This window comes from Corallococcus llansteffanensis (genome assembly GCF_003612055.1).
GTDB lineage: Bacteria > Myxococcota > Myxococcia > Myxococcales > Myxococcaceae > Corallococcus > Corallococcus llansteffanensis.
On record NZ_RAWB01000206.1, the window covers coordinates 1 to 15,363 of the forward strand.

Annotated in this window: 9 protein-coding genes; 5 read left to right on the top strand and 4 right to left on the bottom strand. The window is 70.5% G+C overall.

Annotated features, from left to right (window positions below; all coding sequences use genetic code 11):
• The first annotated feature begins 7 nt into the window (after nt 1-7).
• The 4 genes from D7V93_RS20035 (at nt 8) to D7V93_RS20050 (ending at nt 8,603) form a co-directional block, all read left to right on the top strand.
• Entirely contained in the window at nt 8-1,891 is a 1,884-nt protein-coding gene (locus D7V93_RS20035) for a methylmalonyl-CoA mutase family protein (RefSeq protein ID WP_120644957.1), read from the top strand.
• Nucleotides 1,891-4,080 (top strand): methylmalonyl-CoA mutase, encoded by a 2,190-nt coding sequence (gene scpA / locus D7V93_RS20040; RefSeq protein ID WP_120644949.1) that lies wholly within the window; start codon nt 1,891-1,893, stop codon nt 4,078-4,080. Before D7V93_RS20035 ends, scpA begins: the two co-directional genes overlap by 1 nt.
• Nucleotides 4,077-5,060: a methylmalonyl Co-A mutase-associated GTPase MeaB gene (gene meaB, locus D7V93_RS20045; RefSeq protein WP_120644950.1), complete on the top strand. Its 984-nt coding sequence runs from the start codon at nt 4,077-4,079 to the stop codon at nt 5,058-5,060. The genes scpA and meaB overlap by 4 nt, the downstream gene beginning before the upstream one ends.
• Before the next feature lie 75 nt (nt 5,061-5,135).
• Nucleotides 5,136-8,603 (top strand): methylmalonyl-CoA mutase family protein, encoded by a 3,468-nt coding sequence (locus D7V93_RS20050; protein WP_120644951.1) that lies wholly within the window; start codon nt 5,136-5,138, stop codon nt 8,601-8,603.
• 62 nt (nt 8,604-8,665) lie between these two features.
• Here the strand turns inward: D7V93_RS20050 and D7V93_RS20055 are convergent, their stop codons facing one another.
• Both D7V93_RS20055 and D7V93_RS20060 read right to left on the bottom strand, forming a co-directional pair.
• On the bottom strand, nt 8,666-10,279 hold the full coding sequence (locus D7V93_RS20055; protein WP_120644952.1) for a hypothetical protein: 1,614 nt from the start codon (nt 10,277-10,279) through the stop codon (nt 8,666-8,668).
• A gap of 79 nt (nt 10,280-10,358) precedes the next feature.
• Complete coding sequence (locus tag D7V93_RS20060; protein WP_120644953.1) at nt 10,359-11,099, bottom strand: SDR family oxidoreductase; 741 nt, start codon at nt 11,097-11,099, stop codon at nt 10,359-10,361.
• A 345-nt stretch (nt 11,100-11,444) separates the two neighbouring features.
• Between D7V93_RS20060 and D7V93_RS20065 the strand changes: the two genes are divergently transcribed.
• The gene (locus tag D7V93_RS20065) at nt 11,445-14,198 is read left to right on the top strand and encodes a M16 family metallopeptidase (protein ID WP_120644954.1); all 2,754 of its coding nucleotides are present in this window, start codon (nt 11,445-11,447) and stop codon (nt 14,196-14,198) included.
• A gap of 15 nt (nt 14,199-14,213) precedes the next feature.
• On the opposite strand, the gene D7V93_RS20070 is transcribed toward D7V93_RS20065, so the two are convergent.
• On the bottom strand, nt 14,214-14,471 hold the full coding sequence (locus tag D7V93_RS20070; RefSeq protein ID WP_120644955.1) for a hypothetical protein: 258 nt from the start codon (nt 14,469-14,471) through the stop codon (nt 14,214-14,216).
• A partial coding sequence (locus D7V93_RS20075) for a PAS domain-containing protein (protein WP_147451247.1) occupies nt 14,468-15,363 on the bottom strand: 896 nt, incomplete at its 5' end. The genes D7V93_RS20075 and D7V93_RS20070, both read right to left, overlap by 4 nt.

The following is a 15,363-nucleotide window of genomic DNA, read 5'->3' on the forward strand; positions in this document are numbered from 1 at the left end:
ACGCCGCATGTCGTCAGAGCCTCTTCCCATCGCCACCCAGTTCCCTCCCCCTCCCGTCGAGGAATGGCGTCGGCTGGTGGACAAGGACCTGAAGGGCAAGCCCTTCACGGTGCTCCAGTCGCCCCTGGAAGGCGGCCTGTCCCTCCAGCCGCTCTACACGCCCCAGGACGCTCCCGCCCCCTCCGAGCCGCCTGGCGTCGCACCCTACGTGCGAGGCACCCATCCCCTGGGCCACACCGAAGGCGGCTGGGTGGTGTGCCAGGAGTACGCCGGCCCCGACGTGGCGCGGACAGCCGAAGCGCTCCACAACGACCTGGAGCGCGGCTCCCAGGGCATCTGGCTGGTGTTGGACGCCCCGCACGGCGTTGACGTGAAGGACGCCGCCACGCTGGAGCGCCTGCTCAAGAACGTCCCGTTGGATCGCACGCCGGTGCACCTCGAGCCGACCACCGACCTGCTCACGCCCGCGTCCCTCTTCCTCCAGTTCGCCCAGAAGGCCGGCGTCGCGAAGCAGGCGCTGCACGGCAGCCTCGGCATCGACCCCGTGGCGGCCCTGGCGCGCACGGGCGCCGCGAAGGTGGACGTGGCCGGGACGCTCGCGAAGGCCGCGCCGCTGGTGACGTCGCTGTTGAAGGACGCCCCGGGCCTGCGCGCGCTGCTCGTGTCGTCGCGGCCCTGGGCGGATGCGGGCGCCACGCCCGTGCATGAGCTGGCGTGGGCCATCGCCACCGGCGTGGAGTACCTGCGCGAAATGGAGCGCGCGGGCGTGGCCCCCGGCGACACGGCGCGTTCCATCCAGTTCGCCCTGTCCGTGGGCGGCCAGTTCTTCCCGGAGATCGCCCGGCTGCGCGCGGCGCGGCTGCTCTGGTCCAAGGTCGTCGCCGCTTCCGGAGGCCCGCCGGAGTCGCAGGCCATGGTGCTGCACGCGCGCACCGCCAGCGCCACCAAGACGCAGCGCGACCCGTGGGTGAACATCCTGCGCGCCACCGCGGAGTCCTTCGCCGCCGTCATGGCGGGCGCGGACAGCGTGAGCACGTCCCCCTACGACGAGCCCCTGGGCACGCCCGACGAGCAGGGCCGGCGCCTCGCGCGCAACACGCAGCTCATCCTGCGCGACGAGTCCAGCCTCAACCGCGTCGCCGACCCCGCGGGCGGCAGCTACTACCTGGAGCAGCTCACCGGCGATATCGCCCGCGCGGCCTGGGCGGAGCTGCAGCGCATCGAAGCGCTGGGCGGCATCACGAAGGCGCTCGTCCAGGGCGACGTGGCCCGCGTCCTCGCGGACACGCGCGCCGCTCGCGAGAAGGCCGTGCGCACCCGGAAGCTTCCCATCGTGGGCGTCAGCGAGTTCCCCCACCTCAACGAGGCCCCCGTGCAGCGCGAGGCCCATGCCGTCGCGCCCGCGCAGGGCGAGGGCGTCGTCGCGCCGCCGCGCCCCTTCCGGCACGCGGAGTCCTTCGAGTCCCTGCGCGACGCGAGCGACCGCTACCACGCCGCGCACGGCGCCCGGCCCCGCGCCTTCATGGCGAACCTGGGCACGGTGGCGGAGCACACCGCGCGCTCGACGTGGATCGCCAACGTGCTGGCCGTGGGCGGCATCGAAGCCGACGAACACCGGGGCTTCGCGGACGCGGCCGCCGCGGCGGACCTCTTCGCGAAGGCGGGCACGTCGCTCGCCATCCTCTCCGGGCCGGACGCGCTCTACCCCGAACAGGTGCCCGCGCTCGTCGCGGCGCTCAAGGCGAAGGGCGCCACCACGGTCGCCGTCGCGGGCCGTCCCGGTGAGCACGAGGCCGCCTTCCGCGCGGCCGGCGTGGATCTCTTCCTCTACGCGGGAGCGGACCTGTTCCAGCTCCTGAAGACGCTGCACACGCAGCTGGGAGTGGCCTGATGCGCCCCACCGTTCCGGACTTCTCCCGCGTCGCCTTCGACGCCCCTGAGACCCAGGCCCCCGCCCCCACGCGCGAAGCCCAGCGCGCCCGCGCGGCCGACGCCACGCGCACCGCCGAGCGCTGGGACACGCCCGAGGGCATCCCCGTCAAGCCGCTCTACACCGCCGAGGATCTGGAGGGCGTGGAGCACCTGGGCTCATTGCCCGGCCTGCCCCCGTTCGTGCGCGGCCCGTACTCCACCATGTACGTGCAGCAGCCGTGGACGGTGCGCCAGTACGCGGGCTTCTCCACCGCAGAGGCGTCCAACGCCTTCTACCGGCGCAACCTCGCGGCCGGCCAGAAGGGCCTGTCCATCGCGTTCGACCTCGCCACGCACCGGGGCTACGACAGCGACCATCCGCGCGTCGCGGGCGACGTGGGCATGGCGGGCGTGGCCATCGACTCCATCAAGGACATGCGCATCCTGTTCGACCGCATCCCGCTCGACCAGATGAGCGTGTCCATGACGATGAACGGCGCCGTCCTCCCGGTGCTCGCGCTCTACGTGGTCGCGGCCGAGGAGCAGGGCGTGAAGCCCGAACTGCTCAGCGGGACCATCCAGAACGACATCCTCAAGGAGTTCATGGTCCGCAACACGTACATCTATCCGCCCGGGCCCTCGATGCGAATCATCGGGGACATCTTCAAGTTCACGGCGGAGCGGATGCCGCGCTTCAACAGCATCAGCATCAGCGGCTACCACATGCAGGAGGCCGGCGCGACGCAGGACCTGGAGCTGGGCTACACGCTCGCGGACGGCGTGGAGTACGTGCGCGCGGGGCTCGCCGCCGGCCTGGGCGTGGACGCGTTCGCTCCGCGCCTGTCGTTCTTCTGGGCCATCGGGATGAACTTCTTCATGGAGGTGGCGAAGATGCGCGCCGCCCGCCTCCTCTGGGCCCGCCTCATCAAGGGCTTCAATCCCAAGAGCGACAAGAGCCTGGCGCTGCGCACGCATTGCCAGACGTCTGGCTGGAGCCTCACCGCGCAGGACGTCTACAACAACGTCGTGCGCACCTGCGTGGAGGCCATGGCCGCGACACAGGGCCACACCCAGAGCCTGCACACCAACTCGCTGGACGAGGCCATCGCGCTGCCCACCGACTTCAGCGCGCGCATCGCCCGCAACACCCAGCTCTACCTCCAGTTGGAGAGCGGCACCACGCGCGTCATCGACCCGTGGGGCGGCAGCTACTACGTGGAGCGCCTCACCCATGAGCTGGCGCAGAAGGCCTGGGGCCACATCCAGGAGGTGGAGGCGCTGGGGGGCATGACGAAGGCCATTGAAGCGGGGCTGCCCAAGCTGCGCATCGAGGAGGCCGCCGCGCGCACCCAGGCCCGCATCGACTCCGGACGTCAGGCCATCATCGGCGTGAACAAGTACCCCCCGGAGCGCGCGGACAACATCGAGATCCTCAAGGTGGACAACTCCGCGGTGCGCGAGTCGCAGATTGCACGACTGCGCGAGCTGCGCGCCGAGCGCAACGCGGACGAGGTGCGCCGCAAGCTGGAGGCGCTCACCGAGGCGGGCCGGCGCAACGAGGGCAACCTGCTCGCGCTCGCCATCGACGCGGCGCGGGCCAAGGCCACCGTGGGGGAGATCAGCGACGCGTTGGAGAAGGTCTACGGGCGCTACGAGGCCACCGTGCGCAGCGTGTCCGGGGTGTACTCGGCGGAGGCCGGCAGCGACCAGGGCATCGCGGAGGCGCGGGCGAAGGCGGACTCGTTCCTCGCGCGCTTCGGCCGCCGGCCTCGCATCCTCATCGCGAAGATGGGCCAGGACGGCCACGACCGGGGCCAGAAGGTCATCGCCACGGCGTTCGCGGACCTGGGCTTCGACGTGGACATCGGGCCGCTGTTCCAGACGCCGGAGGAGTCCGCGCGCCAGGCGGTGGAGAACGACGTGCACGTCGTGGGCGCGAGCTCCCTCGCCGCCGGCCACCTCACGCTGGTGCCACAATTGAAGCAGGCGCTCCAGAAGCTGGGCCGCGAGGACATCATGGTCGTGGTGGGCGGCGTCATCCCCGCCCAGGACTACGACGCGCTCAAGGCCGCGGGCGCCGCCGCCATCTTCGGCCCCGGCACGGTCATCGCGAAGGCGGCCCTGGAGCTGCTCGACAAGCTGGCCGCCGCGCTGGAGGAAGAGGCGTGAAGTCGCTGCCCGCGGACACCTACGTGGAAGGCGTGCGGGCAGGAGACCGGGCGCTGCTCGCGCGCGCCATCACGCTGGTGGAGAGCGAGCACCCGCGCCACGCGGCGCTCGCGCAGGAGGTCCTCACGAAGCTGCTGCCCCACACCGGCAAGAGCCAGCGCGTGGGCATCAGCGGCGTGCCGGGCGTGGGCAAGAGCACCTTCATCGACGCGCTGGGCATGCACCTGGTGGGTGCTGGCCACCGGGTGGCGGTGCTCGCCATCGACCCGTCCAGCAGCGTGTCCGGCGGCAGCATCCTGGGCGACAAGACGCGCATGGCGCGCCTGGCGCGCGAGACGGCGGCCTACATCCGGCCCAGCCCCTCCAGCGGCACGCTGGGCGGCGTCGCGCGCAAGACGCGGGAGACGCTGCTCTTGTGCGAGGCCGCGGGCTTCGACGTGGTGCTGGTGGAGACGGTGGGCGTGGGCCAGTCGGAGACGGTGGTCGCGGAGCTGGTGGACTTCTACGTGGTGCTGATGCTCGCGGGCGCGGGGGACGAGCTGCAGGGCATCAAGCGAGGCATCCTGGAGGTCGCGGACATGGTCGCCATCAACAAGGCGGACGGCGACAACCAGCTCCGCGCGGCCCAGGCCCGCTCCCAGTACCGCGCCGCGCTGCACCTGATGCGCCCGGGCTCCGAGCCGGAGGTCACCACCTGCAGCGCCATGGAGGGCACCGGCATCGACCTGCTGTGGGCCTCCGTGGAGAAGCACCTCGCCCGGCGCGCCGCGTCCGGGGAGCTGGAGCGCCGGAGGACGCAGCAGCAGGTGGGCTGGATGTGGGCCATGGTGCACGATGGTCTGCGAGCGGCCCTGCGGGCGCACCCCGAAGTGGCCGCCCTCGTCCCCCCGCTGGAGCAGGCCGTACGCGAAGGGCGCGCGACGCCGACGTCGGCCGCACTGCGTGTACTGGGGGCCTTCCTCCCCCAAACCCAGTCCTGACGGGCCGCGTCGTCCAACAGGCAACGCCTGTCTCAATCGCTTGCCGGGCCCGCACCGCACTCCTAGTGTACGCCCGTGCGACACCCCCAACCGACAACCGCTCCCCAGCCCTACAAGCCGCGCTTCCACGTCCGCATCGTCACGGCCGCCAGCCTCTTCGACGGACACGACGCGGCCATCAATGTGATGCGCCGCCTGATGCAGGCGTCGGGCGCGGAGATCATCCACCTGGGGCACAACCGCTCCGTGGCGGAGATCGTCGACTGCGCCATCCAGGAGGACGCCCAGGGCATCGCCCTCACGTCCTACCAGGGCGGCCACGTCGAATACTTCAAGTACATGATCGACCTGCTGCGCGAGCGCGGCGCGAACATCAAGGTGTTCGGCGGCGGCGGCGGCACCATCCTCCCCACGGAGATTGAGGAGCTGCACCGCTACGGCGTCACGCGCATCTATTCCCCGGACGACGGCCGCGCCATGGGCCTGCAGGGGATGATCGACGACCTCATCTCCCAGTGCGACTTCGAGAAGCGCCCCCCGGACTTCAAGCCGCTCCTGGAGCAGCCCCTCCCGCGCGAGCCCGCGCGCATCGCGTCGCTCATCACCATCGCGGAGAACTTCGCGGACGCAGGGGAAGCGCTGCGCACCGCGCTCGCCGAGGCCCGGGTGGAGTCCCCCCGCGTGCCCGTGCTGGGCATCACCGGCACCGGCGGCGCCGGCAAGTCCAGCCTCGTGGATGAGCTGGTGCGCCGCTTCCTCGCGGACTTCCCGGACAAGACGCTCGCCGTGCTGTCCGTGGATCCGTCCAAGCGCAAGTCCGGCGGCGCGCTCCTGGGCGACCGCATCCGCATGAACGCCATCGACAACCCGCGCGTCTACATGCGCTCGATGGCGACCCGCCAGAGCAACCTGGCCCTGTCGCGGCACGTGGCCCACTCCATCGAAGTCTGCAAGGCGGCGGGCTTCGACCTCATCGTGGTGGAGACCTCCGGCATCGGCCAGTCGGACACGGAGATCACCGAGCACTCCGACGTGGCGCTCTACGTGATGACCGCGGAGTACGGCGCGGCGACGCAGCTTGAGAAGATCGACATGCTCGACTTCGCGGACGTCATCGCCATCAACAAGTTCGACAAGCGCGGCTCGCTGGACGCGCTGCGCGACGTGCGCAAGCAGTGGCGGCGCAACCACAACGCCTTCACCCTGGCCGAGGACGGGGTGCCCGTGTACGGCACCATCGCGTCGCAGTTCAACGACCCGGGCATGAACACGCTCTACCGGGCCATCATCGACGCGCTGGTGAAGAAGACGGGCGCCCAGCTGCCGTCCCACTTCGCGCTCACGCCCGGCATGAGCGAGAAGAAGTGGATCATCCCTCCGGAGCGCACCCGCTACCTCGCGGAGATCGTCGAAGCCTGCGAGGGCTACGACGGCTTCGTGCGCGCCCAGGCCGCCATCGCCCGGCGCATGTACCAGCTCCACGGCACCATCCAGGCCCTGCGCCAGAACGTGGGCAAGAAGAAGCTGGAGATCGTCGAGCCCCGGGACGCCTCCGACGTGGTGCAGGTGACCGAGCGCGTGGAGGGCGAGCCCGCGTACCTGGGCGACCTCGTGGCGCTGTACCAGGACCTGGAGACCCGCCTGCACGCGGACTGCCGGCGCCTGCTGGCGGAGTGGCCCGCGACGAAGAAGCGCTACGCGGCGTCCAAGTACCAGTTCCAGGTGCGCGACAAGGTCATCGAGCTGGATCTCATCACCGAGACCCTCTCCCACCTGCGCATCCCCAAGATTTCGCTCCCCCGCTACGAGGACTGGGGCGACATCCTGACGTGGCTCCTGCGGGAGAACGCGCCGGGCGCCTTCCCATTCACCGCGGGCGTCTTCCCGCTCAAGCGCGAGGGCGAGGACCCCGCGCGCATGTTCGCGGGCGAGGGCGGCCCGGAGCGCACCAACAAGCGCTTCCACTACGTGTCGCGCGGCCTGCCGGCGAAGCGCCTGTCCACGGCGTTCGACTCGGTGACGCTCTACGGTGAGGACCCGGACCACCGGCCGGACATCTACGGCAAGGTCGGCAACTCGGGCGTGTCCATCGCCAACGTGGACGACGCGAAGAAGCTCTACTCCGGCTTCGACCTGGCGGACCCGTCCACGTCCGTCTCCATGACCATCAACGGCCCCGCGCCCATGCTGCTGGGCTTCTTCCTCAACGCGGCGGTGGATCAGCAGTGCGAGAAGTGGATCCGCGCGCAGGGCAAGGTGGAGGAGGTCGACAAGCGCATCGACGCGCTCTACCGGGAGCGCGGCGTGCCGCGTCCGCGCTACCAGGGCGAATTGCCGCAGGGCAACGACGGGCTGGGGCTGCTCTTGCTGGGCGTGTCCGGTGACGAGGTGCTGCCCGCGGACGTCTACGCGAAGATCCGCGCGTCCACGCTCCAGGCGGTGCGCGGCACGGTGCAGGCGGACATCCTCAAGGAGGACCAGGCGCAGAACACCTGCATCTTCTCCACGGAGTTCGCGCTGCGGGTGATGGGTGACATCCAGCAGTACTTCATCGACCAGAAGGTGCGGAACTTCTACTCGGTGTCCATCTCCGGCTACCACATCGCGGAGGCCGGGGCGAACCCCATCTCCCAGCTCGCCTTCACGCTGGCGAACGGCTTCACCTTCGTCGAGTACTACCTGTCGCGCGGGATGCACATCGACGACTTCGCGCCCAACCTGTCGTTCTTCTTCTCCAACGGCATGGACCCCGAGTACGCGGTGCTGGGGCGCGTGGCCCGCCGCATCTGGGCCAAGGCCATCCGGGACAAGTACGGCGGCAACGACCGTTCCCAGAAGCTGAAGTATCACATCCAGACGTCCGGCCGTTCCCTGCACGCGCAGGAGATTGCCTTCAACGACATCCGGACCACGCTGCAGGCCCTGCTGGCGCTCAACGACAATTGCAATTCGTTGCACACGAATGCCTACGACGAGGCCATCACCACGCCCACGGAGGAGAGCGTGCGGCGCGCGCTGGCCATCCAGCTGGTCATCAACAAGGAGTTCGGCCTGTCGAAGAACGAGAACCCCAACCAGGGCTCGTTCATCATCGAGGAGCTGACGGACCTGGTGGAGGGGGCGGTGCTGGCGGAGTTCCGCGCCATCTCCGAGCGCGGCGGCGTGCTGGGCGCGATGGAGCGGATGTACCAACGCTCCAAGATTCAAGACGAGTCGCTCTACTACGAGATGCAGAAGCACGACGGGACGCTGCCCATCATCGGCGTGAACACCTTCCTGGACCCGAAGGGCTCTCCCACCGTGACGCCGCCGGAAGTGATTCGCGCCACGAAGGAGGAGAAGGACTACGCCATCACCGCGCGGGACGCCTTCTGGAAGCGCAACGCGAAGACGGCCCCGCAGGCGCTGGAGGCGGTGCGCCGCGCGGCGCTGGACAACGGCAACGTGTTCGCCGCGCTGATGGACGCCTGCAAGGTGTGCACGCTGGGCCAGCTGTCCCGCGCGCTGTACGAGGTGGGCGGGCAGTACCGGCGCAACATGTAGGCGCCGCGGTATCGCGGTCCCGGGTGTGCAGCCCGGGACCGTGACGCGGCTTCAGCGCGTCATCAGGGGTCCAGGACGCGGAACTCGAAGGTGTAGTCGCCCACGTTGTCTTTTGATTCCGCGCCCAGTCCGATGAAATAGGTCCCGGTCTTCGGAGCCGTGAAGTCCCGGTTCCAGCGCGAGCCGACGTGCGTACGCGACGTCCGGATGAAGAAGCCCTGGTCGTCGTAGATGCTCGAGTACAGCTGGTACTGGTCAGGCGTCTCCCTCCAGTCGGAGCTGATTCGATAGGTCCATCCCGCGATGGCCTGGAAGGAGAAGTAGTCCGAGTCGATGACGTCCGTGATGCGCCCCTGGACAACCTGCACCGACCCCGTGAGCGGCGTGGCCGTGTCGATCCAGTCGCCGTGGTCGTCCTCGCCCAGGTCCTCGAACTGGAGCGTGTAGTGGCCTTCCACCCACCGTGCCGGGACGACACGGTTGCCCCCCACACGCACGAAGTGCGTGGCGTGGGTCGTCTTGAAGGTCATCTTCGATTTGTCGTCGGAATAATTGTCAATCACGTCGCCCGGTGCGGCAGTCCTGACCTCGCACCCCATCGGGCCGTCGAGGGTGCACGACACGCGGTAGTGGTGCCGGGGCAGGACCCCCAGCGAGAAGTCGTCGTTGTCGGTGACGTACCCGAGCCTCCCCTGCACGGACGCCGTACCTGGGGGGAGTACGGTCGGGGGGCCTTCCAGCGAGTTGTCGTTGTGGTCATCGGGCCCCATGTCCCTCAGCACGCAGTTGTACGGCACGGATGACGGGGCGGAGCGCTTGTCCTTGATGGAGGCATGGTGCACGCCGCCCGCGGACTTGAAGGCCGTCGCAGCCTGGGTTGCCGCGTAGGGGGCGCTGTCCACGAAGCCGAAGGAGGTCGCGACCTGACCGTTGAGGAAGGACAGCTCCCAGTCCTGGGTCGGGAAGGTGCAGCCGAGTGAATAGACGTTGCCCGCCACGGTCGGGAACGAGAACAGGTCCCGTTCGCCAACGTGCTCGCCGAAGCCCGTCAGGGACTGCTCCGAAGGCGTCCACGGGGTCGCCGTGCGGAGCAGGTCGCCGTGGTCATCCGGGCCCTGGTCCACGAAGCGGAAGACGAACGGGCTCTGCCATTGGAAGGCGTACCGCTTGACCTCCACGGTGTAGACAGCCCCCCCGGTGAGCCCCGACCAATGCCACGTGTAGGGGGCCATGCCCATCGGCTCCACGGAGTCGAGCTTCACCCCCGCCGCGTCCCGCAGGGTCAGGGTATACGAAGACCACCGGGGCTCCGCGATGAGGTCGTAGTGCCGACCGGCCCAGGCAACGAAGGCAAATCGGCGGGGCACTTCCTGGTCTTCCCACGCAACGGTCTGGACCTCTGCCGAGGGCGTCAGCAGCGTGTGTCCCGCCGGGATGACGGGCGGCGCGCAAGGCGGGGCGCTACCATCCGCGCACAGGCAGACCGGCTGCCCGTCCTGCATCGAGCACGCTCCCTCCGTGCAGGAGAAGTCCTCGCAGGTCGGCGTGGGACCCGCGTCAGCCCCCGCGTCGGGCCCCGAATCCGGGGTGGGGCTGGAGGTCGAGTCACAGGCGCCCAGCCCGAACAGGCAGGCACAGAGCAACAAGGCAGACAGCGGATGCTTCATCACAGACATGGAAGCCCCCCTCGAAAGGCGCACCACCCTATTCGAAGCCCGTCTGCCTGCCCATCCCCCTTTCCGCGTTTTGTGACGCTCAGTACTTCGCGGCCGTGGGCCGGACGATGATCTCACTCACGTCCACCTCCGCCGGCTGGGCGATGGCGTAGGAGACGGCCCGGGCGACGGCCTCCGCCGGAATCGCACCCTTGCGGTAGCCTTTGACAGCCTCGCGCATGTTCGGGTCGGAGATGCTCTCCGCCAGCTCCGACTCCGTGGCCCCCGGTGAAATCAACGTGACGCGGAGGTTCGGCCCCACCTCCTGCCGCAGCCCCTCCGTGATGGCCCTCAGCGCGAACTTCGTCGCGGAGTAGATGGCCGTCGACGGCGCCACCGAGTGCCCGGAGGTGGAGGACATGTTGATGAACTGCCCCGACTGCTGCCGCTGCATCACCGGCAGCCCCGCCGCGATGCCGTGCAGCACGCCCCGGATGTTCACGTCGATCATCAGGTTCCACTCGTCCACCTTCAGCTGCTCCAGCAGCGACAGCGGCATCACGCCCGCGTTGTTCACGAGCACGTCCAGCCGCCCGAACTCCTTCACCGTGAAGTCCACGAAGGCCTCCACGTCCTCGCGCTTCGTCACGTCCAGCGCACGGAAGCGCGCCTCGCCGCCCTTCGCCTTCAGGTCGGCCGTCAGCGCCTCCAGCCGGTCCAGGCGGCGCGCCCCCAGCACCACCTTCGCGCCCTCCTGGGCCAGCAGCCGCGCCGTGGCCTCGCCAATGCCACTGCTCGCTCCGGTGATGGCCACCACCTTGCCCTGGATGTTCGTCGTCATGTGCCTGCCCTCGAGTGCGTGAAGGACCCGGGACCGAAGCGGTACCGGGACGGGCACACTTTCTCAAAATGGGAGCCATGGGGTGCCGCGCAATGGAGACAGGCCAGCAGGCTCCGGACTCCGGGCAATTCCTGTCGGCCCGTGCGGCGAGGGGGCCCTGGCGCGCCTCCGCCCGCGGATGCTATGAGGCAGGTGCTGTCTGTCGTTGCCATCCGTGCCCGTTGGCTCCGTCAGGCGTTGTCTCCCCGGTCGCATCCGCAGCCTTCATTCATCCATCCCGCCCGGGGGAGGCGTGGGGGCCGTGCGCCCTTCGTGGGCTCCTTCCGGTTCTTCGCCTGGAGTCGTATGTCGTCCCTGTCTGGTCCCCTCCGCTGGCCGCGCCGGGTCGCGGGTGTCCTCGCCTCCCTGGCCCTGATGCTGGGCGGGTGCGCCACCCTGCCCCAGCGTGGGCAGGTCCTCATGCGCGACGTGTCCTTCCCCCTGCGGGACTTCCGCATGCCTTCGGGGTTGCGCGTGGTGGTGGAGCGCGACGAGCGGTCGCCCGTGGTGGCGATGGTGGCGGTGGTGGGCGCGGGCGGCACCAGCGATCCGGGCGGCAAGGAGGGCCTGGCGCACGTGGTGGAGCACCTGGCCTTCCGCGCGCGGCACGCCGGGAGCCCCTCGCTGCTGGCACGGATGGAGGCGGCGGGCGCGGGCTACTTCAATGCCTCCACCAGCCTGGACTACACCGCCTACCAGACGTTGGCCCCCCGGGAGGCGCTGGCCACCCTGGTGAAGCTGGAGGGGCAGCGGCTGTCGGCGCCCATCGCCGGCGTCAGCCCGGAGGTGTTCGCGGTGGAGCGCGAGGTGGTGCGCAGCGAGCTGCGCCAGCGCAACGAGACGGGCTTCGTGGGGCAGGTGTCCAGTTGGGTGCACGCGTCGTCCTTCGCGGCGGGGGACCCGTACGCGCGGCCCGTGGTGGGCTCGCATGAGAGCCTGTCCGCGCTCACCCTGGCGGACGCCCAGCGCTTCGCGCGCACGCACTACCGGCCGGAGAACGTCACCCTGGTCATCTCCGGCGACGTGAACCTGGAGGAGGTGGAGGCCACGCTCCAGCAGCAGCTGCCGCCCGAGTGGGTGGGCACCGGCGTGCCCCTCGCCCCGGACACGCGCCTGCCCACGCAGGCGGCCCTGCCCGCCTCCGCGCCCATCCCGAAGCAGATGCCGGTGTACACGGCCGCCGTGCCGACACCGGAGCTGTACCTGTCCTGGGTGCTGCCGCGCGGCTTCGACGAGGCCAGCACCGTGCAGGACTTCCTGGTGGATGCCCTGGAGGAGAACCTGTGGGAGTCCATGCGCAGCGACGGCGACATCGCGAGCCTGTCCACCCGCGTGGTGCCCGGCACCCGCGCGTCGCTGTTCATCGTGCGCGTGCATCTGACCCGGGGGGACCATCCGGAGCGCACGGCGGAGAAGGTGCTGGACCAGGTGCACAAGGCCTGGACCTTCACCCTCGAGGGCGACAGCGTGCGCCAGCAGGAGTCCGACTTCCAGGGCCTCCGCAGGCAGGTGGTGACGGGCATGCTGCTGGATTCGGAGGCGCTGCTGACGCGCACCGCGAGCCGCGCGCTGCTCACGCACTTCACGCTGGATGTGCGCGCCTACACGCGCTCGCAGATGGCGTTGGTGGGGCTGGGCAGCACCAAGGTGGCGGACTTCGCCTACCAGTGGCTCCAGCGCGACCGGGCGCACGCCATCCTGGTGCGGCCGGGTGAAAGCGGCGGCGCGGCGGCGGAGGCCCCGCGGACGACGCTGGAGGATGAAGGGCTGGGAGAGGACATGGGCGGCCGCGTCACCCCGGCCATGCTCACGGCCACCACGGCGCCGGTGCGGACGCTGAAGCTGGAGAACGGCCTGGAGGTGCTGCTCGTGTCCCGGCCGGGCCTGCCGGTGGTGCGCATGGGCGCCGCGATGGGCGGCGGGACGACGTACGGCGCGAAGCCGGGCGTGGGAGACCTGGCCCTGTGGGGCGCCTTCCGCGAGTCCTTCTTCGAGGGACGCGAGACCGACTGGGGATTGCATGGCGACCGCCACTCCCGGTTGGACCACGTGCGCGTGGACCTGGCCGGCACGGCGGGCAACGTGGGCAACATGCTGGCGATGCTCACCGAGCAGCTCGACTCCACCCGCACGTCGGAGACCGTGGTGCGCTTCATGCGCGAGCAGATATTGCCCTGGCAGGACGCCGTGGACACGCGTCCGGAGGTGGTGGCGCACCGGGCGCTCCTGCGCGCGCTCTACGGCGACCACCCCTACGCCACGGAGGCGACGGGCGCCCAGCTCGCGCAGGTGGGCTGGTCCGAGGCGCAGTCGTGGCTGGAGGATGTCTACCGCCCCGGCAACACGGTGGTGGTGGTGGCGGGTGAGTTCGACGTGAACGAGGTCGAGGCGCTGGCGCGCAAGTACCTGGGCGGCTGGAGCCGGGGCAAGCCCCAGCCCGTGGCCGTGCCGCCGGCGCCGCCGCTGCCCTCCGCGACGGCGAAGGCGAACACCCTCTTCACCTCGCGGCCCGGCGCCACGCAGGGCCAGGTGCAGCTCGCCTGCCGGCTGCCCACGGCGACGCCGGAGCGGGAGGCGGTGTACGCGCTGATGGCGGAGCTGCTGGAAGTGAAGGCCTACCAGCGGACGCGCGCGGGGACGGGCGCGTCCTACGGCTTCTCCGCCACTCCCTGGGTGGGCCGAGGCGGGGCGGCGCACCTGCTGGTGGAGGGCATGCTGGACGCGCAGCGACTGGAGGAGGGCCTGGGCAGCCTGCGCGGGACGCTCGCGGGGTTCGCGAAGGAGGTGCCGGCCGCGGACCTGGAGCAGGCCCGCTCGCGGGTGCTCGCGCGGCAGGCGGTGTCGTTCATCACCACGGATGCGTGGGTGGACGCGCTGCTCGACACGCGCGTGAAGGGCTTCCCGGTGGAGGCGGTGGCCCAGCGTCCCGCCCACCTCCAGGCGGTGACGGCGGACGCGCTGAAGGAAGCGTTCGACGGGTGCCTGCAGCGGCTCGTGGTGGGCGTCACCGGGGATGATGCCCGGAGCCGCGCCGCGCTGCAGGCGGTGTCGGTGCCCTAGCGGTACGCCAGGGCCTCAGCGCGACTCCGAACGGGAAGCGCCGTGCATCACGGCGTGCACGCTGAGCAGGCCGCCCACCGCGCCCGCGAAGCCGCCCGCGGTGATGAGCGCCTGGGCGAAGCGGTGGAGCTCGTCCGCGCTGGTGATGGAGCGGAGGCCCGTGGCGCGCAGGGCCTCCTCCAGCGCGGCGGAGCCTCGGACCGGACCGAGCACGGACGTCAGCTTCGCGACCGCGACGCCATGCCAGTCTTTGGAAGGGCTGGCGCTCATCATGGAGGGGACTTCGCCTCGAGCTCCGCGACCCGCTGCTCGGCGGCGAGCTTCTCGGCGCGCAGGCGCACCAGCGCGGCCTCGGTCTCGCGCGCCTGCTTCGCCACCTCCGCGAGGAGCGCCTCGGTGCGCTGCTGCGACTCGCGCTGCTCGTGGATGTTCGTGTTGGTGCCCAGCCACTGCAGGATGCGTCCACTCGCGTCGCGCTGGGGGACGGCCCGCGCGAGGTACCAGGCGTACTGGCCACTGGCGAGCTTCAGCCGGAACTCCACCTCGTAGCTCTCGCCCGTGCGGAGCGCGGTGGTCCACCGCTCGATGGCGAGGGGCCGGTCCTCCGGGTGGAGGACGTTGAGCCACCCCTCGGAGAGCAGGGTCTTCAGCGGCACGCCGAACTCGTTGACCGCGCGGCCACTCACGTAGTCCAGCAGGCCGTCGGGCGTCGCCGTCCACACCTGCACCGGGATGGTTTCAGCGAGGAAGCGGTAGCGCACCTCGCTCGTCTGGAGTGCCGCCGCCGCCTGCCGCTCCGCCGTCAGGTCGCGGACCTCGATGACCGCGCCCAGCACGGTGTCCGCCTCGCGCAGCGGGCTCACGGTGAAGGCGACGGGATGCAGGTGCCCCTCGCGGTGGACGAAGACGTCCTCGCCGCGCTCGCGCGTCCCCTTCGCCAGGGCCCGGGCGATGGGGCTTTCGGCATCCGGAGCCGTGGGATGCACCAGCGCCTGCAGCGGCTGACCGTGCGCGACGACCTCCGCGAGCGTGCGGCCCGTGAGCGCTTCCGCCGCCGCGTTCATGTAGGTGCACCGCTGTTGCGCATCCGTCATGAACAGCGCGAGGTCCGCGCTCTCCGTGAGGGTGCGCGCGACCGCCTCCAACTTCGGCCGGGCCCTGGCGA

Excerpts from the sequence above, each read along its gene's own strand:
- D7V93_RS20060 (WP_120644953.1), bottom strand. The coding sequence starts at position 11,099 with ATGACGACGAACATCCAGGGCAAGGTGGTGGCCATCACCGGAGCGAGC.
- D7V93_RS20070 (WP_120644955.1), bottom strand. The coding sequence starts at position 14,471 with ATGATGAGCGCCAGCCCTTCCAAAGACTGGCATGGCGTCGCGGTCGCG.
- scpA (WP_120644949.1), top strand. The coding sequence starts at position 1,891 with ATGCGCCCCACCGTTCCGGACTTCTCCCGCGTCGCCTTCGACGCCCCT.
- D7V93_RS20055 (WP_120644952.1), bottom strand. The coding sequence starts at position 10,279 with ATGTCTGTGATGAAGCATCCGCTGTCTGCCTTGTTGCTCTGTGCCTGC.
- D7V93_RS20065 (WP_120644954.1), top strand. The coding sequence starts at position 11,445 with ATGTCGTCCCTGTCTGGTCCCCTCCGCTGGCCGCGCCGGGTCGCGGGT.
- D7V93_RS20035 (WP_120644957.1), top strand. The coding sequence starts at position 8 with ATGTCGTCAGAGCCTCTTCCCATCGCCACCCAGTTCCCTCCCCCTCCC.